Raw genomic sequence first — 21,588 nt, forward strand, 5'->3', positions numbered from 1 at the left:
CGCCTCCGGTTGCGCAGGGCCTGCGCTCCTACAGGTGAGGGCGTCGCCTCTATCAAGCCGGGGGGCTGGCTGTATATACTGTCGGTAAAATCCGACACGGCCCAGGCATGATATTCTCGCCCCAATACCCGAGCTACCGGCGACAACAGATCCTCTTTTTCTACGGCATTTATCGGTTAATGCTGGCCAGTGCCCTGTCGGTGCTGGCCCTGTTACCGGATCAGATCATGCCTGCCCTGCCCGGGCTGAACCCGGAATCCTTCCTGTATGCCTCACTGTCGTACGTCACTATTTGCATCATCGGCCTGGTTGTTACAGTGCGAGGCCAGTTGAGCGGCACGCCGACGTTGGTGTTGCTGCTGACCGACCTGATGATGCAGTCGTTGATTCTGCATTATTGGGGCGGTGTCGGAACGGGTTTCGGCAACCTGATGATTGTCAGTGTGGCCATCGGCAGTTTGCTGTTGCCGTTGCAGCAAAGCCTGCTGGTCGCGGCGGTCGCGGCTTCCGGTGCGGTCTATACCGAGATACTGGCCGCCGGAGGCGAAGGCGACCGCGCCTTGTTCCAGGCTGCGTTGCTCGGTGTGGCATTTTTCGCCATCACCTTATTATTGCAATACCTGACATCCCGGGTCCGGTCCACGGAACAACTGGCCAAAGCCCAGGCCGATACCATTCTGGATTTGCGGCATCTGAACGAATTGATCGTCCAGCGCATGCGGACCGGCATCATCGTCACGACCTGGGAAGGCGCCATACGGCTGATGAACGATGCCGCCCGTGACATGCTGGGCATGACCGAACAACGGGCGTTCTGGCTGCCCCATCCGATCCAGCAACGGCTGGAAACGTGGCAGGCCGAACCATCCCTACGGCCGGAACCGCTGCAAATGGACAGCGACCACCCCGAGGTGCAGATCAACTTCGCGCCGTTGCAGGACTCCCCCCAGTGCGACCTGATCCTGTTCATTGAGGACACCGGGCGCATGCAGCAACAGGCACAACACTTGAAACTGGCCTCGCTGGGACGACTGACGGCGTCCATTGCGCATGAAATACGCAATCCGTTGGGTGCCATCAGCCATGCCGCTCAGCTATTGGATGAGGCTCCCGGGTTGGAAGACGGCGATCGTCGACTGCTGGAGATCATCAACAACCACAGTCATCGCATCAACGAGATCATCAACAACATTCTCCGGCTGTCCCGACGCGAGGGTATCGAGACAGCCGAATGGACTCTGAAAGACTTCGTCGATCAATGTGTGACCGAATATCGCCAGGGACGAACCCAGTCAGACACCATTGATGCACAGGGCAACGAGGAGGTACGGATTCGCATCGATGCCAATCGCATGAAACAGGTGCTGCACAACCTCATCGACAACGGCCTGCGATACAGTGAACTCCAAACCGGATCACGGTTTCTGCGCCTGGAATGGGGTACACTACCGGATACCGAACAACCCTACCTTGATGTACAGGACAAGGGGCCGGGCATCCCCCCCGAGCAGGCCAAGCATCTGTTTGAACCCTTCTACACGACCGAGTCGACCGGCACCGGACTGGGGTTGTATATTGCCAAAGAGCTGTCGGAAGCCAACCGGGCACGACTGTTTTATATCGATCGCCCCGAAGGGGCCTGTTTCAGAATCGTTTTCGCTCACGCTGCTGTACAGGAATAACAATGGAGAGCATGAGGACCATGGCCTATCAACGCGTACTCATTGTCGATGACGAACCGGACATTCGGGAACTGCTCGAACTGACGCTGATGCGCATGGGTCTAGACACATTCAGTGTACCGGACTTGAAATCGGCCATTCGCCAGATCGACCAGGAAGCCTACGACCTCTGCCTGACCGACATGCGCCTGCCCGATGGCAAAGGACTTGAGCTGGTCAAATACATCCAGCATAAGCGTCCGGATACCCCAGTAGCCGTCATTACGGCCTATGGCAATATGGAACTGGCCATTGAATCCCTGAAAGCGGGCGCTTTCGATTTCGTCTCCAAACCGGTCGAGATCGACCGGTTACGCAGCCTGGTCAACCAAGCGCTTAAAATCAGCCAGCAACCCAAAGCCAACGGTAATGGCAATGGCCCGGAGCCGCCCGTCATGGTCGGCGAATCCCAGGCGATGCATTCCTTGCAGAACAAGATTCGCAAGGTCGCGCGCAGTCAGGCGCCGGTATTCATCCAGGGCGAGTCTGGTACCGGCAAGGAACTCGTCGCCCGTCAGATTCACGCACTGGGCCCACGGGCCGAAGCCCCCTTCGTACCCGTCAACTGTGGCGCCATTCCCAGCGAATTGATGGAAAGCGAATTCTTCGGTCACAAAAAGGGGTCCTTCACCGGCGCCAATGAAGACAAAGCTGGGTTCTTCCAGGCCGCGAACGGCGGCACTCTTTTCCTTGACGAAGTGGCCGACCTGCCGCTGGCCATGCAGGTGAAACTGCTGCGGTCGATTCAGGAAAAGAAGGTACGGCCGATTGGCAGCCAGAACGAAGTGTCCGTGGATGTGCGCATACTGAGCGCCACGCACAAGAATCTGGAAGCCCTGGTCGCCAACGGCGACTTCCGGCAGGACCTGTTTTATCGGATCAATGTGATTAACCTGGAAGTGCCGGCGCTGCGCGAACGAACGGAAGACATTCCGTTGCTGTGCCAGAGGATTTTGGCGCGGATTGCGGAGTCCTATGAATTGCCGCCGGCACGCCTGGATCGAGGTGCTGAAGAAGCGCTTAAGGAATATCCGTTTCCGGGGAATGTGCGGGAGTTGGAGAACATTCTCGAGCGGGCGTATACGTTGTGTGAGGATGATCGAATCGGGTTGCGTGACTTAAACCTAAACTCGGATTCGACCAACGTCATTGCGAACGGAATGCCCAGTCTTTCAGATACCAGACCACAACGCCCTGCGGATATGAACCTTGAAGAATACTTGATGGAAATTGAAAGAGAGGCCGTAGAACAAGCCTTGGAAGAAACTCGGTGGAACCGAACCGCAGCGGCGAAAAAGTTGGGAATAACTTTTAGGGCACTGCGGTATCGACTGAAAAAACTGGGTATCGATTGAACAATCGGACTAGCTCTCCCAGCACTCGTCTCCCGAACCGGCTGTATTTTGAGACCCATCGGATTGGTAAGACCGTTTTCTCCCTACATTATCCAGCGTTAGCACGGCGCAATTTGTGTCTCCTACTTGTCCACCTGACGCCGTAGCGGCTAGTACAAAGCACCTTGGCCGATTACAACTCAGGGTGACCGCTGTGAACCCATTGGCAGTTGGAGTGGCGCCCGAAGCTGAATTGGTCGCTATCGACAACGCGTAATACCCACTTTCTGATGTGGCACCGCCCAGCTGTGAAGCGTTTGTCGTGTAGTTACCTGTACGAGTTAACACCCGCTCTTGATAATTAGCCGCTGTAGTCAGCATTACGTGAGCTTCCGAGCGTTTTGACTCCCGCGCATAGTTCTGATAGCTGGGCAGCGCTACGGCAAAAATAATGCCCGCAATAGCAACCACCATCATTAGCTCGATCAGGGTAAACCCTTGAGACCCGGACCGGATAGGTCCGGGTGTATTAGTACTATACTTTCCCAACATTGCAGGCATCACTCAAACCTCAAAATAAAATTCTTAGTTCGCGCCAACTTTGACGCCCTGTACCCGCTACTTCGGGAGCACCGACTCTAATGCAGACCATAGCACCGGTACTGGACTGAACAAACACACAGTTATCACCGGTCAATTGCTGATCCGAATAGTCATCGACCGATATAGTGCCATCTTCCAGCCCATCGATAGTGGTCTGATCGTTCACCAGTGTGATGTCGGTAATGGTTTCGAATACATTGCCACCGGTGAATTCGCCCACACCAGCATCAACGGCGCCTGAAACTTCACTTGCATCGGCATTACCATCACCATCTGTGTCGGTATCGGCGGTACCCGATGTATTGAGTGGGTCATATGGCAACGGGGTACCGGACTCCCAACCCAACACATACAGGTTTGAACGCCCATTGACATCACATTGATCGGCGGAAGGAAGATATTCGGTGAATATCAACTGGTCCAGATACTGTGTCGCTTCTCTAATGACGCGTCCTGACGGTGAAGTTCCATTAGACGAGGTCAATTGACGCTTCCAGCCACCCTGGCCGAGGATCGCAGATTTCAAGGCTTCATAATCTGTAACGTCCTCACTATCGATCTGAAGAGTACCGCCAGCGGAATTCTTGACCGAACCGTTGTCATACACCTTGATACCCGAAGTTTCTACCAGATCGGAGACCGCCACTGAACCCCAGGTAAAGCTTCCATTAAGAATCGGTTCAACGACTCCGTACATGCTTTGCTGGTCCTGTGTGGTTCGATCGTCATTGGCATAGAATCGACCGGTGCCAAAGTGTATCCATCTTTCGCCGGTTGAACTTCGACTGGTGGACGGTGTCACCACAACTGGTTTCTGGGACTCCAGCATCAATGTTGTATCCGCTGTCGAAATATCAGCCATTACATCAGTATTGGCGGAGTCGGATGTACGCATTCGGTACACCTCCCCTGTCTGATTGGCGATAGTACCTCGAGTTGTCCCGAAATAAGCAGCGTCATCAATGCCGTCCCGATCCCAATCTGTCACGGTGAAACCGAGAGCCATGCCGTTGGTTGCGTTCGACAGTTCCAACCTCTGCAACCGACTGGCGGTACTGGGGGCATCACTGGTTCCATCGAGTTCAAATGCAAAGGCCGATGCATTCTGGTTTGAAGTGCCAGCGTTCATATCAGTCGGCCCATTGCCGAAGATCAGACTCCATTGATTGTACAAGGGATCCTTGAAGCCGCCCGAAACGAGATTACCGTCATTATCCAAAGTTTCCGCATCGCGAACATAGCGTTTTACCAATGCAGGCTTACTGAATGTATAACCGAGATTGGCATGACTGATCTCATCCAGAACCTTGGGTGGCTTTTCGGGATTGGTCACATCCAGAACTACGTAGGAGGATCTGAAAGTCTTATCCGGTGTATTCGTATCGCCATCATGATCGAGAGACATCGGGCCACCACCCTGACGCATACCCATCACCAGAACCGTACCCCAACCATTGGGATGGTCGTCGTCGTCATCGAATATCCTTGCGTCGAAAACCAGTGGTTCACCGTCCATGTAATAGACGTGTGGATAATCGACCTCCGCTTGCCATTTCAGGTGGGGAAGCAGGTTTTGAGGAACATAGGCAAACATTTCACTGCCCAACGGATGCTGGACTTCACTTCCAGTCGGTGTTGGGTCCTGGCAGGTGATCTCTCCGGTTGTCGCATCCGGTTGAAGGGATGTCTTGAAAAAGCCATTGCAAACCGCATTCCAATAACCACCATTGATCCCTCTAATGGTGCCGTCGTTGGCACCGACATAGATCATCCGCCGCCGTTCCTTGTACTGTTCTCGATATACAGCATAGGTGTGATCACCCAAGCGGGTATCGTAACGACTGTTGGGGCGCTCCACGACCACTGGTGTGCTGTGGACCACATCCCCCATCCGCCAGGTTTCCGCCGATCCGTCGTCGTCCATATCGATGGATCGTGAACGCAAGCCCGAAATCTCGAGCCCCCTGACATAATTGATGATGCCAACGGTTTCAGCAAGCTGATCTGAATCGGACGGATCGAACCCCATATATCGACTCAGAGTCGAGGCATTGGTACTCACCAGATCCGTTTCAACCGTACATGTGGCGGTTGCATCATTCGGGCAGGCTTGCTCCGTCGTTGTGAAAAGATACCGATAACTACCCGCCGACTCGCTGAACTCTCCGTCCAGGTTGAGATCCCTCTGGTCGATTATGTTCGCATCACTGATCTCAGCCAGTTCTTCAGCCACATTCCATACAGTTTTGAGTTTATTGACCAGCTCTGGTGATCCATACGGAAAGGCGAAGTCTGTCAGGTCGCCACTGGAGCCATCTGGTTGGGTAACCGAGCTGGCATCGAACCGGACGTAACGTTGAAAATAAGTGTCATCCGAGTCTTCGTCGTAATAGATGTCTACGATGAAGTCGCCTTGAGGGTTGTCACCCTGTGCCGTAGTCGGGTAATCGTCCAGAATACCATTTCCGTTCGTGTCCTCCCGAACCAGACCGGCTTCATCAACGAACAGGGAATGCACCTGCCCGACCCAGGTAACCGTATTTTCACCTTTTGAGACGCTGGGATAATACAAAGCCTGGTAAATGGCCCCGTTACCGGTGGAACGGTTTGCGACCACCGCCGCATTGGAACCGGAGGCTACCCGTTCAATAATGGAGGCGAACACTCGGCCCAATTGCCTCGTCAGGTTTGTCGGATTCCGGACCTGGTAATACTGATCCGGAATTCCGTCTGCTCCAGCGGCTCCGGTTTCGTTGTTCAACCGGTCCCATTCCTCTACTTTGTCAGGTGTCCCGGTTTGATTAATGTCTGTGAAACCACCAAACTTCGCTGCCAAATAAAGTGGCTTTCTCAACAGGGTAACCGCAGTACCACTCTTGTTTACCGAATAGGTGCGTGTTTTTCTAGCTATCGGCGTATCATCCTCGTCAAATCCGTATACTGTTGCATTCGGGTTATTGCCTGAATCCACATCAGTACCGTCTTTGATGGTCCATTCCGTGTTCAAGCCGTCCTCTGTCGAACCAGAAACAGCATAGCTAGACCTCAACCGGAAACCGGCCGCCGTGTACACCCACTGCTGGGTAATCTTGAATTGATCTGAATCTACATCACAGCTGTTAAGCGCACCGGTGCAAACGTATAAACGCTGCGCTCCATCCAAGTCATAGTCATTTCCCCACAATGAGTCTTCCCAGAAGATAATGTAACTTGCTTCCAACAAGTCACCGTCTTCAGCATAACTGGCAGATCGAACGATCATGTTGTATAGGGAGCATCCTAGATAACCTTCGTCTGTTTCCGCATCACCGCCATTCTTGGACTGACACGTTGGAACCAGCCGGATGAGTTTGCCGTCAGCATTGAATTCGATCGCCGGCACACTCTCACCTAGCTCGATGGCATAGGTATTGACTGTTTGCATTCCTTCGAAATCGGTTCTCAAATCCGTGGTTTTGGCATGAAATGCAAGTCCAGCTATTTGATAACCACCCTCTACCTGAGGGGAATCGGGGCATAACCCGGTTACTTCCGATAAATCATCTACAGTTGTTGGAACACAGTTCCCATTACTCGCGGAAATAAACTGACCATTCAAGTTGTCGTATTCAACATCACCGACTTGTTTAGTCTTCGCAAACAAAGCAGTACCACTATCGAGACCAATGACGTCCGGGTCGGAACCATTGAATGACAATCGTGAACTCCATTCTTCCTCAAGCCCATCAAATGATGGAGTTCCCGAAGACAACATAATGATGGAGCAACGAGAACAATAATTTGACGAATCGAACGGATCCTCCCAACTGAATTGACTCACCAACCCACTAATAAAGTCCGTATCTTCGTTATAATTCTCACCATTACTATTATTATCCGAAAACTCCCCCAATGCGTTGCTCTGCCCGGAAAAATAGCGTAGTGCTTCATAATATATTTCAGCTACCGGATTACCCCAATTACTACAGTGATTCTGGGCTGTATTTCCTTTTATTTCATCCAGAGTAATACCCGGGCTATTACAATCGCCATATTTATTATTGACTGGGTACTTGGCAATCTTGAGGGTATCAAGTGTAGAAATAACTCCTTCTACGGCAGTTAGTTGACCAGTGGACAAATCAATTTCATCATCCGCAGCTGTCTCGTTCCCACCTATCTTTGAGATCGTTTTTCTAATTACGCCACCGTCAAGGTTTTGATGGTAGCTTCCTGTGATCAACCCAAACTCGATCCGGCCGTCTTCACCATACCGCTGCAAAAGGCCATAGGGTTTGTAATAGCTCACATCATTGCTGTCTTTATACAAACGGCACCGGGTTTCATCACTTTTCTCACTTGAATACTCACAAACTTCCACTCGGGCGACTAAATCCTCAACTCGCTCATCGGTCGATGGGGCAGATGCACTGTCACTTTCGTACTGGCACTGAGTACCTTCCTTGGATGCCCAGGTTTCATATACACCACTTACAATCCGGATTTCAGGAACATCATTGCTATCGGAAGTATTACACATAGTTATACTTCCACTAGAATAGCCGTCGGGTAAAATGTGATACCAAGGAATAGAGTCCGTATGGGTTGTCGAATCCCATTGATGGACTACTTTTGCAAACGAGTGAACATCTTTCGGTAAATGAGACCTTTCCAATACCGTCGATGAGTCGGTATCTGTTGAACGCATACCTCCGTATAGTACCGACCGAAGCATATCAATACGAGTCATTGTCGCCCAGTTCAGAAAGTTTCCACTCCATTCATCACCGTGACAACTGTATGTTACAGTTTTCCCTAGATCCTCATCCATACGAGGATCACTTTCAGAGGTCGCTTGAAAATTTTTATCAGTCGAATCGTACTTATAACACAGCTCGGGGTTGAAATAGCCTCGATACTCAAAATCATCGAGATAAGTTGTATCGATGATTCCATCGCCATTCAGATCCGTGTAGTCTGAATAGGCTTTATAGTAAAGCTGATGATCCACCGACAACCCCAGCATTACCAGGGGTGTATTTTGCTTGGTCAAGGACAATGGTGTCGCAGCGAAGCTGGCCGATGTGTAATCTGCGCCCAATGCCGTCGTGGATAGCAACAAGGCAAGAAGAGGCACTGCTTTTTTTACAGAAATGTTCATTGCATTACCCTCGATTGATCAATCGCGTCTGTATGTAGATTGCAGCATGACACGTGCGGATGGTGTTCTACCCGTTGCATACGCAGTGATGCGATAGAAGGGCTCCCAATAAGTCTCGTCATATCTATTTTCGTCATCATACTGTTCAGCCGGGATATTATCCGGCGTCTTAACGGCGAAACATCGAAATTCAATGATGTATCGGGCCTGGACATCCAGATTCATATTATTCAACTCAATATCTGCCTGACGATACTTTCCGGAACCGGTAGTCCATATGCTGGAGTCCTGATATATCTCATCGTCAGGCGAAGCGACTGAATCCAGTGTACAGTCGCCACCCTCCAGGAATTCACCCTTAAAGAAAAGACCATCTTCCCCATCCTGGACAAAACAATGCGTTTCGCTGCAATTGTTTGTATAAAAATTAGGTTGAGAGAAATTTTCTGTAAACAAGAACGACTCCGCCTCGGAAAGGGCCGCTTCCGCCGCCTGGAAAGCGACATTGCGGTCCGTCGCATTACCTGTCATTCGCTCTTCAACATTGGCCAGCTTCATCGCTGATAAACCGGCCACCGTAAGAACCAGCAGAAATACCATAGCCACCAGCAAGACAACGCCGCTCTGACGTTCCAGTGGTTTTGGCCTGTCTATGCCATTCAACACCAACTGCATATTAAATTCCCCGATTCCGCAAGCGAATTACCGTAGAAAAGTCTTCTTCAAACGTCAGGGTTCCAACAGACTCCAACCCCTGAGTTGTCACATCCACCTGCATTGCGATAGCCATCGTCCAATCGAGATTGGAATCGGCATTGAGTTTTTCATCTGATACATAAAGGTCGACATTCCCATCAGAATCCGTATCCAAACCGTACTTAATCGACAGAGACTTAACCCCTTCCACCAGTTGAGTGTTGGTGCCACTTGTAGCTTCCAAATCAACCAAATGAAGCGCATTGATCGATGACCCTGAACTCACTGGCTTGAGTACAAAAGCAATGGAACGGACCGCATAAACATGCGAACCAACGGAATAAGGTTGGTACAAGGCGCCGGATTCATCGTCACAGTCGAAATTGCCTTTAAGTGCCTTGGTACAATTGGTGACATCCTGCCCGCTACCGGGGTTGTGAGCAATAATGCTTAAAGTGTCGTTAATATTGGCATTGTTCTGAGCGAATATACCAACATTGGAACAATCCGAATCAACCACGGTAAACACTTGTCCTTTGTCATAACCGTGTTCTTCGCTTAGCTCCAATTTAGCGCTGCCTCCAGTACCTTGGGGACTGACCTGGTGCCCGGTTACTTGCAAAGAACTATCAATATCCAACAACCTCAGTACCAACACACTGGACCCAGAGACTGCATCTTCGTAGGGGTCCCCACCACTGGCGTAGGTGGGCTGTCCGGTTCCTCCTACTTTAAACCCCCATAGCGCATCATTGGGATCAAAATAATTTTCCTTTGATTTGTCGAGTGCATTGGCGATTTGTATTCTTTGGCCGTTGCAACCCCAGAAGCCGACATTACGAACTTCCCTTGTGATATAGTCCATCGCCAGCTTAGCGCTCTCCTGCAGACGCCCCTGTTGTACAAGCTGCCCATAACTGGATGAACTTGTCGTGACCACCTGAACAACACCACCCATCAGGACCAGCGCAAGTGTCAGCGCGATAAGGAGCTCAACAACGGTAAAGCCCGCGGACCGAACATGACGGACAGAGGTTTCATACTTATAAGTGTTTTGCTTCATAAAACGGTCTCAAACTGGAAGGTTACACGTTGCTTCACGGTGAGTTCGCTTTCTGTCGTGGAATTATTGGCCGCCAATTCGCCTTCAGCTAATTCATTCATTCTGATGGTCACCAAATATACGCCATCCGTTCGCACAACTTCCGCCGACGCGCCCGGCGAATTGTTTTGTAGCCTTTGCAGCCAGTTCCTTAAATCCCACTTCGCGAGCTCAGCTGTCGTACAGGTATTGCCCAGAGGGTCGGTTTCAGAATCATCGATCACGCAAGACTTATTGATTTGAGGAAGGGCGTCGCCGAAATCATGAAAATAGTTTTCACTGGTCATGGCCACTTCACGATTGGCTCTCATGCGGTCGAATAATTCCTCGGCAAGCAAACTGGCTCGAGTTCGCTGAAAGGCGTCGTAGTTCATTCTTATCGCTTGTGTTTGCAAGCCCGCGAAACCGAGCAGACCGACTGCCAAAACAAGCACTGAGATAAGAACCTCGATCAGCCCGAGTCCGGCTTGGTACTTTAACGAGACTGGAACATCGCTTAACATTTCGAGGAATCTCCTGCCTTGTATGCTACCCGTCCAGTAGAAGACAAGACCAAAGCATTGTAGATTGATGCCTTTTCATGACAAAACGTGAATGTGCTGTTGAACAGTGGTGCGCCGCCCTGTCTGTTAAATTGGATAGAATCCTTACTATCATTCCTTAATGATACAAAATCAGCAGCAGGCGTGTAGATCGACAAAATCTCATCGGTTCCGGAATCCAGATCATTCTGCTCGTCAACATCTACGAAAACGAGCCAGCCATTTGTCCAATCAGAAGTGTCGCCCGAATCTGTGGTGCAGGTTTCAGCACTGGGTGAGTCTAGCGCACACACTGAAATCGACCGACCTTGCGTAACCGACTCTGAACGAGCCAACATCAAGTCCGCCATCAAATCATCCTGAAATTTTTCTACCGCGGTTCTCTGGATGAATTGTTGGAAACTGGGAATGGCTAACGCAGCCAAAATTCCCAGCAAACTGATACTGACCATTAGTTCTACAATGGTAAAACCCCGGATTCTACTCATGTCTACCACTCTAATACTTGTCGCATAAAGGATAATGGAGGATTGATAACCTACAGATAGTACCCGATAAGCGGCCACTATGGAGGGATAAAAGGCAGGGCGGTCAGCAAGTTTGCCAACCGGTTCAAATTTCTGGCGAGTCAAAATGCTGGCGTTTCAGCCACCTTGAGTTTCAGGCTGATTCAACGCATTTGCGAGTCAACTGAGATCCTTGATCCTCAGCTCCCGCGGAATGGAAAAAGTGATGTTCTCGGGGATCCCTTCCAGCTCGACCGGCTGGGTGGCGCCCATCTTGGAAAGGCCGTCGAGTACCTGGGTTACCAGGATCTCGGGCGCCGAGGCGCCGGCGGTGACGCCGATGCGGGTTTTGCCCTCGAACCAGGCGGGCTCCAGCTGGGGGGCGTCGTCGAGCAGATGGGCTTCACACCCCATGCGTTCGGCGAGTTCTCGCAGTCGATTGCTGTTCGAGGAGTTGGGGGAGCCGACGACCAGGACGACGTCGCATTCGCCGGCCAGGGTCTTGACGGCGTCCTGGCGGTTCTGGGTGGCGTAGCAGATGTCGTCCTTGCGCGGGCCCTGTATGTGGGGGAAGCGGTCGCGCAGGGCGTCGATGATGCGGGCGGTGTCGTCCATGGAGAGGGTGGTCTGGGTGACGTAGGCAAGTTTACGTTCGTTTTTCACCCGGAGGTTTTGCACGTCCGCTTCGTCTTCGACCAGATAGATGGCGCCACCGTTGGCGGTGTCGTACTGGCCCATGGTGCCCTCGACCTCAGGGTGCCCCTTATGGCCGATCAGGATGCATTCCATACCGTCAGTGCTGTATTTGGACACTTCGAGGTGGACTTTGGTCACCAGCGGGCAGGTGGCGTCGAACACCTTGAGGCCGCGTCGATCGGCTTCGGTGCGCACGGCCTGGGAGACGCCGTGGGCGGAGAAGATGACCAACTGGTTGTCGGGCACCTCGTCCAGTTCATCGACGAAGACGGCGCCACGACGGCGCAGGTCGTCAACGACGAATTTATTGTGCACAACTTCGTGGCGGACGTAGAGGGGCGAGCCGTACAGCTCCAGCGCCCGGTTGACGATGTCGATGGCGCGGTCGACCCCGGCGCAGAAGCCCCGGGGGTTGGCCAGTTTAATGTCCATCGGTTGCGGCCTCGATGTTGAGAATTTCGACTTCGAAGTCCAGCTCCTTGCCGGCGAGTGGGTGGTTGAAGTCCACGGTCACCCAGTCGCCGTCGATTTCGGCGATCACGCCGGGCAGTTCGTTCTTGCCGGCGTCGGCGAACGACATCACCATGCCGAGTTCCAGTGTCTCCCCCTGACTGAACTGATCCCGCTTGAACTGTTGCCGGTTCTGGGGGTTCGGCTGGCCGAAGGCATCCTCGGGGGCGACACGAACGGTGCGGTGATCGCCCTGGGACAAGCCCAGCAAGTGCTTTTCGAACCCTTCCGGCAGGTTGCCGTCACCAATGGTCAGGGTGGCCGGACGCCCGTCAAAGGTGCTGTCGACGGTCTCGCCATTGGCCAGTCGCAATGCGAAATGCAGGGTGACCTGGCTGTTTTCCTGGATCTGGTTCATGTCGGTCTGGTTCAAACTCGGTCTCGCTCAGGAACTGTGAGCCTCGGCGCGGCGTTTCTGCAGCCAGAGGGCATCGATGATCATCATGGCCGCACCTATGGTAATGGCGGTGTCGGCCAGGTTAAAAGCCGGGAAGTAGTGGTAGTTCCAGTGAAAATGGATGAAATCGACCACATAGCCCAGCGTCAGCCGGTCATACAGATTGCCGAGCGCACCGCCGAGGATCAGCGACAGGGCTACGGCCAACCAGCGCTCATGGCGTTTCAGTTGCAGCACCCAAACGATGATCACCACACTGACCGCAGTGGCGATACCGGCGAACAGCCATCGTTGCCAGCCGCCTTCCGAGCTCAGGAAGCTGAAGGCGGCGCCTCGATTGTGCAACAACGTGAAATCCAGTACCGGTAAAATGCGGACCGGCTGGCCGAAGTTCAACAGGTCCGACGCCAGCGCCTTGGTCCACAAGTCCAGTGCGACCACGGCAACGGCGATCAACAGCCAACGCGACTGCCGCAGCATATCGGTTCCCTTCATGTTTGATTCCTCAGGCCGAATGCTCAGGCGTAGTGACGGACTTCACCGTCACCGGCGACGTTTTCGACACAGCGACCACAGAGCTCCGGATGCTCTTGGTTCCGGCCGACGTCCGGACGCTGATGCCAGCAACGCGCGCACTTCGGTTGTTCGGAGGCGGCGACGCTGACCTTCAGGCCTTCCAGTTCCGTGTCCAGTGCATCATCACCGGCCTCGGACAGATCCGCCAGCCGGGCATCGCTGGTCAGGGTGACGAAGCGCAACTCCTCGCCCAGTTTGGCCAGCCCGGCTTTCAGGTCGGCATCGCAATAGAGCGTGACTTCGGTCTTGAGACTGCCGCCGACGCGGCCCTCGTTCCGGGCCACTTCCAGGACCTTGTTGACGCCGTCCTTCACTTCCTGGACCGTCGACCAGAAGGCGCCGTCCAACGCTTCGTCGGCGGCCAGTGGCGTCAGGCCGTCGTACCAGGTTTGCTCGAATACCGTGTCGCTGCGTTCACCCGGGATGTACTGCCACAACTCGTCGGCGGTGAAGCTGAGGATCGGGGCAATCCAGCGAACCAGAGCTTCCAGTACATGGTACAGAGCGGTCTGACAGCTGCGCCGGGCCAGGGAGTTTTCCTGGGTGGTGTACTGACGGTCCTTGATGATGTCCAGGTAGAAACCGCCCATGTCCAGCACGCAGAAGTGATGGATCTTCTGGTACGCCTGCAGGAACTGGTAGTTATCGTAGAGATCGTTAATCTCCTGTTGCAGGCGATAGGCCCGGTCCACAGCCCAGCGGTCCAGCGCCAGCATGTCGTCGTTGGCCACCGAATCACGCGCCGGCTCAAAGCCGTTCAGGTTGGCGGTCAAGAAGCGGGCGGTGTTGCGGATCCGGCGATAGGCGTCAGCCGTGCGGTTCAGGATGTCCTTGGACATCGGCATTTCGCCGCTGTAGTCGGTCGAGGCCACCCACAGCCGCATGATGTCCGATCCCAGGCTGTTCCAGATTTCGTCCGGCGCGATACCGTTGCCGAGCGACTTGGACATCTTGTAGCCCTTCTCGTCGACCGTGAAGCCGTGCGTCAGCACTTGCTTGTACGGGGCCGAGCCGTTCATGGCCACGGCGGTCTTCAACGAGGACTGGAACCAGCCACGGTGCTGGTCCGACCCTTCCAGGTACATATCGGCCGGGTACTGACCCAGTTCCGGGCGCTTGCGCAGCACGGATTCGTGAGTCACACCGGAATCGAACCAGACATCCAGGGTGTCGGTGACTTTTTCGTACTGATCGGCCTCGTCACCGAGGATTTCACTCAGTTCCAGGTCCCACCAGGCGTCCATACCGCCGGTTTCGACCCGTTTGGCGACTTCCTCGATGATGCGCGGCAACTCGGGATGCAGTTCGCCGGTTTCCTTATGGGTAACGAATGCAATGGGCACACCCCAGGTACGCTGACGCGAGATACACCAGTCCGGGCTCTGCTCCATCATCGCTTCGATGCGGTTTTGGCCCCAGCCCGGTACCCAACGCACACCCTGGATCGCCTCCAGCGCTTTGCCGCGCAGGCCTTCTTTATCCATGCTGATGAACCACTGCGGCGTGGCGCGGTAGATCAGCGGTGTCTTGGTCCGCCAGCAGTGGGCATAGCTGTGCGTCAGCTTGTCTTCGCTGAGCAGGCGCCCGTGTTCCTTGCAGACGTCGATGATGTGCGGATCGACCTTATAGACGTGCTCGCCGGCGAACAATTCAACGTTTGAGCGGTAGACGCCCTTGTCGTCCAGCGGATTCAGGGTCTCAATGCCATAGTGCTGGCAGACCAGGAAGTCCTCCATGCCGTGGTCCGGCGCGGTGTGCACGATGCCGGTACCGGCGTCGAGGGTGACGTGGTCGCCGAGCAGGAAGGGGATATTCCGGTCGTAGAACGGATGGTCGAAGACCAGGCCTTCCAACGCATCGCCTTTCACCTTGGCCAGGGTCTCGTAGGTCTCCAGCCCCATGCGTTCGGTGGCCGCTTCCAGCAGTCCTTCAGCCAGGATCAACCGGGCCGGCGCATCGTTGACCGTGGCCTGAATCAGGACATAGTCCAGATCCGGATGAATGGACATAGCCTGTGAAGCCGGCAGCGTCCAGGGAGTGGTGGTCCAGATCACGGCGCCCACCTCGCCTTCACCGGCATCGGTACCGAAGGCTTTGAGGACAGCCGACGGGTCCTGCGCTTTATAGCGGACGTCGATGCTGAAGGAGGTTTTGTCGTGGTATTCCACCTCGGCTTCGGCCAGGGCGGAGCCGCCGACAACACTCCAGTAGACCGGTTTAAAGCCGCGCACCAGGTGGCCGCTCTCGGCGATCTTGCCCAGGGCGCGGATGATGTCGGCCTCGGTCTGATGGTTCAGCGTCAGGTAAGGGTTCTCCCAGTCGCCGAACACGCCCATGCGGATAAAACCCTTGCGCTGGTTGTCGATCTGGCCCAGGGCGAATTCGCGGCACTTGGCGCGGAAGGTCTTGTAGTCGACCTTGTCGCCGGCGCGGCCGATCATGGTTTCAACCTTGTGCTCGATCGGTAGACCGTGACAGTCCCAGCCCGGCACATAGGGGGCGTCGTAGCCGATAAAGCCCTTCGATTTGACAATGATGTCTTTCAGAATTTTGTTGACCGCATGACCCAGGTGAAGATCGCCGTTGGCGTACGGCGGACCATCGTGAAGAATGAATTTGGGACGACCTGCACTGGCGGCGCGAATGCGTTGATAAACGCCGTTCTTCTCCCAGCGAGCCAGCATTTCCGGCTCGCGCTTGGCCAGGTTGCCGCGCATGGGGAAATCCGTATGCGGCAGGTTCAGTGTCGCTTTATAGTCAGTCATGGAGCTCGGTCACTTCCGTCAGTTAGGAAAACCAGGCGCGGGCGGCCTGGATATCTGCTTGGATCTGGTCTTTCAGGGCGTCAAGCGTATCAAATCTTTCAATACCCCGCAGCCTGTGCAATAGCTGGACGTGAAGCCGTTCGCCGTACAGGTCGGGATCGGCGTCGAACAGATGGACTTCCAGCCAGGGGCGCAGATCACCGACCGTGGGTTTCGGCCCCAGGTTGGCGACGCCCTGATAGGTCCGACCTTTATGCAACGCATTCACGACGAAAACCCCGGTCGTTGCCAGCTTGGGGTGCTTCAGCAGGAGGTTGGCCGTGGGCACGCCGATGGTGCGCCCCAACTGGCGGCCGTAGATCACGCGGCCGGTCAGGGTGTACGGCTCTCCCAATAGAGTTTCGGCCTCGTTCAGTCGTCCGTCGGCGATCAGCGTACGAATAGCGGTACTGCTGATGCGGGCATCGCCCAGACGCTGGGAAGGCATTTCCGCGACATCGAAATCATATTGGCGCAGGAAATCGGCATCCCCCCGGCGGTCGTTGCCGAAGCGAAAATCGTCACCGACCTCCACCCAACGGGCATCGAGCCCGTCGATCAGGACGTCGTCCACAAACCGGGCCGCCGACATGGACCGCAATGACGCATTGAACGGCAGCACCACCAGGTGCTCCACACCCAGTTCCGCCAGGCGTCGCACCTTGTCGTTCAGCGCGGACAATCGGGCCGGTGCGCCCTCGGGGTCGAAGAATTCACGGGGCTGCGGCTCGAAGGTGACGACGGTGGCGGTCAGGCCCCGGCTGGCCGCCTGTTCTTTCAAGGCCTGGACCAATTGTTGGTGACCCCGGTGTACGCCATCGAAACTGCCGATGGTAACGGCCGAGGGTTTACCGAGATGTCGGGGGCGACGACTGATTCGCATAGGGCTCAGAGTAATTCGGACAAGGTCGCGCAGTATACAAAAAAGCCCCGGCGACGTCTTTAGCCCGAATGGCAATGGTCCGCGACGGCTGCCAGGCTACTCGGCAAACGCCGAAACTTGAGTGTTGAGCGTGCCGGTGAATTATTCGGGCTAGGGGCTTTTCAGTTGACCCGGACGTATACCGGCAGCCAATGCGATTACCGTGAATACAGCCAGGCCGGCTAACACCAGTACGGCCAGACGCCACACACGCCCCAGCACGTCATCCGGGAACGCCAGGGCAGGCCAGGCCATCAACCACAACAGCGCCAGCGCCATCAGCGATGCAGCCAGCAGGGACTTCAAAGCCGACGCCAGCCAGAGCGATCTGGCCGGAAAATCCCCCCTGCGCCGCAGCGTCCAGGCCAGCAGGCCCGCGTTGAACCAGGCGGACAGCGAGGTGGCCAGCGCCAACCCGACGTGAGCGAGCGGCCAGATCAGGATCAGGTTGAAGGCCATGTTCAGCACCATAGCCCAGATGCCGATTTTGACCGGGGTTTTGGTGTCCTGGCGCGAGAAAAATCCCGGTGCCAGGATCTTGATCAGCATGAAAGCCGGCAGCCCCAGGGCGTAGGCCATCAGGCTACGGGAACTGAACAAGACATCCGTTTCGGTAAAGGCACGATACTGAAACAGGGTGCTCAACAACGGCTGGGCCAGCACGATCAGGGCCGCCATGGCCGGAATACCGACCAGCAACACCAGTCGCAGCGCCCACCCCAGAGTGCGCTGAAAATCCTTTGGGTCGGCATGACGGGCCTGCTCGGACAATCGCGGCAACAGAACGGTGCCGATAGCGATGCCGATCACCCCCAGCGGCAGTTCGGACAGCCGATCGGAGTAGTACAGCCAGCCTACGGAGCCGTCCTGCAACAGAGACGCCAGTACGGTATCCAGCAACAGGTTTATCTGGCTGACGGAGACGCCGAACAGGGCGGGTACCATCAAAACGCCGATGCGTTTCACGCCCTCGTGGCGCTCACCCAGACGCCAGGGTTGCCAGACCCCCAGTTTCAGCAGCGATGGCCACAACCAAAGCCATTGCAACAGGCCGGCCAATAGGACACCCAAGGCCAGCCCGGTCATCGGCACATCGAAACGCGGCGTCAGCCAAAAGGCCGAACCGATCAGGCACAGATTCAGAATAACCGGTGTCAGAGCCGGGGCTGCGAAGCGTCCAAAGGTGTTCAACACCGACTGCCCCAGGGCCGTGAGTGAAATAAACCACAAATAAGGAAAGGTCAGCCGCAGGAAATCGGCGGTCTGCGACAGCTTCACACCATCATCGTGAAAGCCCGGCGCGAATACCCAGGCGACCAGGGGCGAAGCCAGCATGGCCACCACCGTCAGCACACCCACCACGGCACCAAGCGCGACCTGGGTCGCCGCGATCAGCCGTCTGACACCGGCCTCCCCTTCCTCCTGACGAACCTGCGACAATACCGGCACGAACGCCTGGTTAAAGGCGCCTTCGGCGAACAGCCGACGCAGGAAATTGGGAATCTTGAAGGCGACGAAAAACGCATCCATGGCCCCGCCGGCACCGAACAGAATGGCGAAGACCGCATCCCGGACCATACCGAGGACACGGGACGCCATGGTCGCCCCGCCCACGATGGCTGAATTGGCCAGCAGGCCTCGCCGGCCCGGAGGTGCGGATGTGTTCGGGTTGGACGACATGTGCTTTCCGTATTGCGGTAACCCAGTGAACCGAGGGCGCCAGTTTACAGGATTCAACCGCCCTTAGAAGCCTGAGTTCAGGACCGCCTGATTTCTTCCGCACTCAATCATTGACAGCCCCCCATCAAAACCCTAAAATCGCGCCCCTCGAATTTGACCCCATTCCCAGTACTACTTAATTAAGGAGCTGCCCGTGGCAAACTCTGCTGGTTCCAAAAAACGTGCTCGTCAGGCAGTGAAGCGCCGCGCACACAACGCCAGCCTGCGATCCATGGTTCGCACCTACGTCAAAAAGGTTGTGAAGCAGATCGAAGCTAAGAATTACGATGAAGCAACCAAGGCACTGTCCAGCGCCCAGCCGGTCGTTGACAGCATGGCCCGCAAAGGCATCATCAGCAAGAACAAGGCCGCTCGCACCATGAGCCGCCTGAGCGCGCGCGTTAAGGCCCTCAAGGCCTGATTGACGGCACATCGCGGGTCACTGCGTGACCCGACGCTCTAAAAGAACCGGCTTAGGCCGGTTTTTTTGTTTCTCCGCATCCATCTTGCCCACACCGTCGTAATGCCCCTATCCTGACACCACAAACCGACGGATGAATCCACATGCACCCGCTCCGCTCTCTACTGTTCGTTATCGGCCTATCGGCCTTCCCGGCATTGGCCCACGAATTCTGGCTGGAACCGTTGACCTTTCAGATCGAGCCGGACGACCCCCTGAAAGCTCACATCAAGATCGGACAGTATTTCAAAGGCAACACCTACGCCTACATCCCCGGCCGGTTCGAACGCTTCGAATTGACGCTGGACGGACAGACCGAGCCGGTGGATGCACGCCTGGGCACGATTCCAGCCGTCGGCCAGACGGCCGAACACCCCGGCCTTGCATTACTGACCTACGAATCAACCTACGAATACCTGACCTACGATGATCCAGAGACGTTTCGGAATTTTCTGAAGCTGGACGGATTGGCCTGGGTGGCCCAGCGCCACCGGGAACGCGACCTGCCCGCCAGCGGCTTCACCGAAGCTTATCGCCGTTTTGCCAAAGCCTATATCGGTGTCGGGAATGCCGAAGGCGAGGACAAAGCCGTGGGCTTCCCGTTTGAATGGGTCCTGCAACACAACCCTTACGCCCTGGATGCCGGACAACCTCTCACCGCCCGACTGCTGTGGCAGGGTCAGCCCTTTGCCGATTCACTGGTCCGGGTTTTCGTTCGCCAGAACGGCGAAGTGGAGGAATGGCGCCTGGAAACGTCGGCGTCGGGACAGGTCTCGATTCCCTATCGGCCCAACGCCGACTATCTGGTGAGCAGCGTGCATATGATCGAAGCGACGGACGCTACCGATCCTGAACAGGGAGCGGTTTGGGAAAGCCTCTGGGCTTCCGCCGTATTCCACCGCCCCTAATCTCCTGTGAGAGCCAGGCTAACGACCGGACATCAGAACCGGCCTTCGTTGAAGTCCACGATGGCCTGCTGGATCTCATCGACAGTGTTCATGACAAAAGGCCCGTACTGAACCACGGGCTCGTTGATCGGATCACCCGCTACAACCAGGAGCCGCGTATCCGGGGACAAGGACGTCACTTCCAGAGCTTCACCTTCCCCCAGAATGCCCAGATGCCGCTCCGGCAACTCGGTCCCCTTGATTTCAGCCGAACCCTGATAGACGTAAACAAATGCCGTCTTGTTACCGGCGATATCCACACGCTGGGTCGCACCGTCATTCAGATGCAGATCCAGATACAGCGGGTCGGTCACGACATCTTCCACAGAGCCGGTTACACCCTGAAACTCCCCCACCAAGACCTTAACCGAGCCGTTTTCCAGTTGAACGACCGGAACCGCTTCCGGCGGGATATCCTGATAGCGCGGTGCAGTCATCTTGTGGCTGGCGGGCAAATTGACCCACAGCTGAAACCCCCAGACCGGCCCGTCCTCCTGGTTCGGCATTTCTTCGTGAACAATGCCTCGACCCGCGGTCATCCACTGGATGGAACCGGGAGCCAGATACCCGGTATTGCCCTGGTTGTCGCCATGGCGAAAAGCGCCCTTGAGCATGTAGGTCACGGTTTCGAAGCCCCGATGGGGGTGCATGGGAAAACCGGCCATGTAATCGGCTTTATCGTCCGATTTGAACTCGTCCAGCATCAGGAACGGATCGAGGTTCTTGACGAACTGGTTGCCGATCACCCGGGTCAATTTAACGCCGGCGCCGTCGGAGGCCGGGATGCCTTTGGCGATTTGTCGTACGGATCTGAATTCGGTCATGATGCCTACCTCTGTTACGGGAGCGAATGCCCAGAAGTCTAGGCCCTTGCAGACGCCGGGGTAAGCGGAATATATTGCGGGAACCTTTC

The 21,588-nt window shown here is 55.3% G+C and carries 17 protein-coding genes; 4 read left to right on the forward strand and 13 right to left on the reverse strand.

Annotated elements, in window-relative coordinates:
* Positions 1–107 precede the first annotated feature (107 nt).
* Both IE111_RS11585 and IE111_RS11590 read left to right on the forward strand, forming a co-directional pair.
* Complete coding sequence (locus IE111_RS11585) at positions 108–1,682, forward strand: sensor histidine kinase (protein ID WP_189608751.1); 1,575 nt, start codon at positions 108–110, stop codon at positions 1,680–1,682.
* A gap of 20 nt (positions 1,683–1,702) precedes the next feature.
* Positions 1,703–3,076: a sigma-54-dependent transcriptional regulator gene (locus IE111_RS11590; protein WP_189608754.1), complete on the forward strand. Its 1,374-nt coding sequence runs from the start codon at positions 1,703–1,705 to the stop codon at positions 3,074–3,076.
* Between the two features lie 9 nt (positions 3,077–3,085).
* Here the strand turns inward: IE111_RS11590 and IE111_RS24630 are convergent, their stop codons facing one another.
* The 12 genes from IE111_RS24630 to murJ form a co-directional block, all read right to left on the reverse strand.
* Entirely contained in the window at positions 3,086–3,616 is a 531-nt protein-coding gene (locus IE111_RS24630) for a type IV pilin protein (protein WP_308427537.1), read from the reverse strand.
* A 10-nt stretch (positions 3,617–3,626) separates the two neighbouring features.
* The gene (locus tag IE111_RS11600) at positions 3,627–8,798 is read right to left on the reverse strand and encodes a pilus assembly protein (RefSeq protein WP_189608756.1); all 5,172 of its coding nucleotides are present in this window, start codon (positions 8,796–8,798) and stop codon (positions 3,627–3,629) included.
* Positions 8,799–8,816: 18 nt separating this feature from the next.
* A complete protein-coding gene (locus tag IE111_RS11605) occupies positions 8,817–9,473 on the reverse strand; it encodes a pilus assembly PilX family protein (RefSeq protein WP_189608758.1) in 657 nt (218 codons plus the stop codon).
* A gap of 1 nt (position 9,474) precedes the next feature.
* Entirely contained in the window at positions 9,475–10,557 is a 1,083-nt protein-coding gene (locus tag IE111_RS11610; protein ID WP_189609088.1) for a PilW family protein, read from the reverse strand.
* On the reverse strand, positions 10,554–11,099 hold the full coding sequence (gene pilV, locus IE111_RS11615; protein ID WP_189608760.1) for a type IV pilus modification protein PilV: 546 nt from the start codon (positions 11,097–11,099) through the stop codon (positions 10,554–10,556). Before pilV ends, IE111_RS11610 begins: the two co-directional genes overlap by 4 nt.
* On the reverse strand, positions 11,093–11,770 hold the full coding sequence (locus IE111_RS11620) for a GspH/FimT family pseudopilin (protein ID WP_189608762.1): 678 nt from the start codon (positions 11,768–11,770) through the stop codon (positions 11,093–11,095). The genes pilV and IE111_RS11620 overlap by 7 nt, the downstream gene beginning before the upstream one ends.
* Positions 11,771–11,824: 54 nt before the next feature.
* A complete protein-coding gene (gene ispH, locus IE111_RS11625; protein ID WP_189608764.1) occupies positions 11,825–12,772 on the reverse strand; it encodes a 4-hydroxy-3-methylbut-2-enyl diphosphate reductase in 948 nt (315 codons plus the stop codon).
* A complete protein-coding gene (gene fkpB, locus IE111_RS11630; protein WP_444544500.1) occupies positions 12,762–13,223 on the reverse strand; it encodes an FKBP-type peptidyl-prolyl cis-trans isomerase in 462 nt (153 codons plus the stop codon). Before fkpB ends, ispH begins: the two co-directional genes overlap by 11 nt.
* 12 nt (positions 13,224–13,235) lie before the next feature.
* Positions 13,236–13,742 (reverse strand): signal peptidase II, encoded by a 507-nt coding sequence (gene lspA / locus IE111_RS11635; protein WP_189608767.1) that lies wholly within the window; start codon positions 13,740–13,742, stop codon positions 13,236–13,238.
* A 23-nt stretch (positions 13,743–13,765) separates the two neighbouring features.
* Complete coding sequence (ileS, locus tag IE111_RS11640; RefSeq protein WP_189608769.1) at positions 13,766–16,588, reverse strand: isoleucine--tRNA ligase; 2,823 nt, start codon at positions 16,586–16,588, stop codon at positions 13,766–13,768.
* Between the two features lie 22 nt (positions 16,589–16,610).
* The gene (gene ribF, locus IE111_RS11645) at positions 16,611–17,510 is read right to left on the reverse strand and encodes a bifunctional riboflavin kinase/FAD synthetase (RefSeq protein ID WP_189608771.1); all 900 of its coding nucleotides are present in this window, start codon (positions 17,508–17,510) and stop codon (positions 16,611–16,613) included.
* Positions 17,511–17,660: 150 nt separating this feature from the next.
* Positions 17,661–19,229, reverse strand: coding sequence for a murein biosynthesis integral membrane protein MurJ (murJ, locus tag IE111_RS11650; protein WP_189608773.1), 1,569 nt, complete (start codon positions 19,227–19,229; stop codon positions 17,661–17,663).
* 193 nt (positions 19,230–19,422) lie between these two features.
* Here murJ and rpsT point away from each other — a divergent pair, with 193 nt between their 5' ends.
* Together rpsT and IE111_RS11660 are read left to right on the forward strand one after the other, a co-directional pair.
* Entirely contained in the window at positions 19,423–19,689 is a 267-nt protein-coding gene (rpsT, locus tag IE111_RS11655; RefSeq protein WP_189608775.1) for a 30S ribosomal protein S20, read from the forward strand.
* 143 nt (positions 19,690–19,832) lie between these two features.
* Positions 19,833–20,636: a DUF4198 domain-containing protein gene (locus IE111_RS11660; RefSeq protein WP_189608777.1), complete on the forward strand. Its 804-nt coding sequence runs from the start codon at positions 19,833–19,835 to the stop codon at positions 20,634–20,636.
* 32 nt (positions 20,637–20,668) lie between these two features.
* Here IE111_RS11660 and IE111_RS11665 read toward each other — a convergent pair whose 3' ends face one another.
* Positions 20,669–21,499 (reverse strand): pirin family protein, encoded by an 831-nt coding sequence (locus tag IE111_RS11665; protein WP_189608779.1) that lies wholly within the window; start codon positions 21,497–21,499, stop codon positions 20,669–20,671.
* Between the last annotated feature and the right edge of the window lie 89 nt (positions 21,500–21,588).

Origin of the sequence: Saccharospirillum salsuginis (assembly GCF_014651855.1) — a bacterium.
In the GTDB taxonomy this organism is placed as follows: Bacteria; Pseudomonadota; Gammaproteobacteria; order Pseudomonadales; family Natronospirillaceae; genus Saccharospirillum; species Saccharospirillum salsuginis.

Excerpts from the sequence above, each read along its gene's own strand:
- IE111_RS11605 (WP_189608758.1), bottom strand. The coding sequence starts at position 9,473 with ATGCAGTTGGTGTTGAATGGCATAGACAGGCCAAAACCACTGGAACGT.
- ispH (WP_189608764.1), bottom strand. The coding sequence starts at position 12,772 with ATGGACATTAAACTGGCCAACCCCCGGGGCTTCTGCGCCGGGGTCGAC.
- IE111_RS11585 (WP_189608751.1), top strand. The coding sequence starts at position 108 with ATGATATTCTCGCCCCAATACCCGAGCTACCGGCGACAACAGATCCTC.
- IE111_RS11590 (WP_189608754.1), top strand. The coding sequence starts at position 1,703 with ATGGCCTATCAACGCGTACTCATTGTCGATGACGAACCGGACATTCGG.
- IE111_RS11660 (WP_189608777.1), top strand. The coding sequence starts at position 19,833 with ATGCACCCGCTCCGCTCTCTACTGTTCGTTATCGGCCTATCGGCCTTC.
- IE111_RS11610 (WP_189609088.1), bottom strand. The coding sequence starts at position 10,557 with ATGAAGCAAAACACTTATAAGTATGAAACCTCTGTCCGTCATGTTCGG.
- pilV (WP_189608760.1), bottom strand. The coding sequence starts at position 11,099 with ATGTTAAGCGATGTTCCAGTCTCGTTAAAGTACCAAGCCGGACTCGGG.
- IE111_RS11600 (WP_189608756.1), bottom strand. The coding sequence starts at position 8,798 with ATGAACATTTCTGTAAAAAAAGCAGTGCCTCTTCTTGCCTTGTTGCTA.
- ileS (WP_189608769.1), bottom strand. The coding sequence starts at position 16,588 with ATGACTGACTATAAAGCGACACTGAACCTGCCGCATACGGATTTCCCC.
- IE111_RS11665 (WP_189608779.1), bottom strand. The coding sequence starts at position 21,499 with ATGACCGAATTCAGATCCGTACGACAAATCGCCAAAGGCATCCCGGCC.
- lspA (WP_189608767.1), bottom strand. The coding sequence starts at position 13,742 with ATGAAGGGAACCGATATGCTGCGGCAGTCGCGTTGGCTGTTGATCGCC.
- IE111_RS24630 (WP_308427537.1), bottom strand. The coding sequence starts at position 3,616 with ATGCCTGCAATGTTGGGAAAGTATAGTACTAATACACCCGGACCTATC.
- ribF (WP_189608771.1), bottom strand. The coding sequence starts at position 17,510 with ATGCGAATCAGTCGTCGCCCCCGACATCTCGGTAAACCCTCGGCCGTT.
- murJ (WP_189608773.1), bottom strand. The coding sequence starts at position 19,229 with ATGTCGTCCAACCCGAACACATCCGCACCTCCGGGCCGGCGAGGCCTG.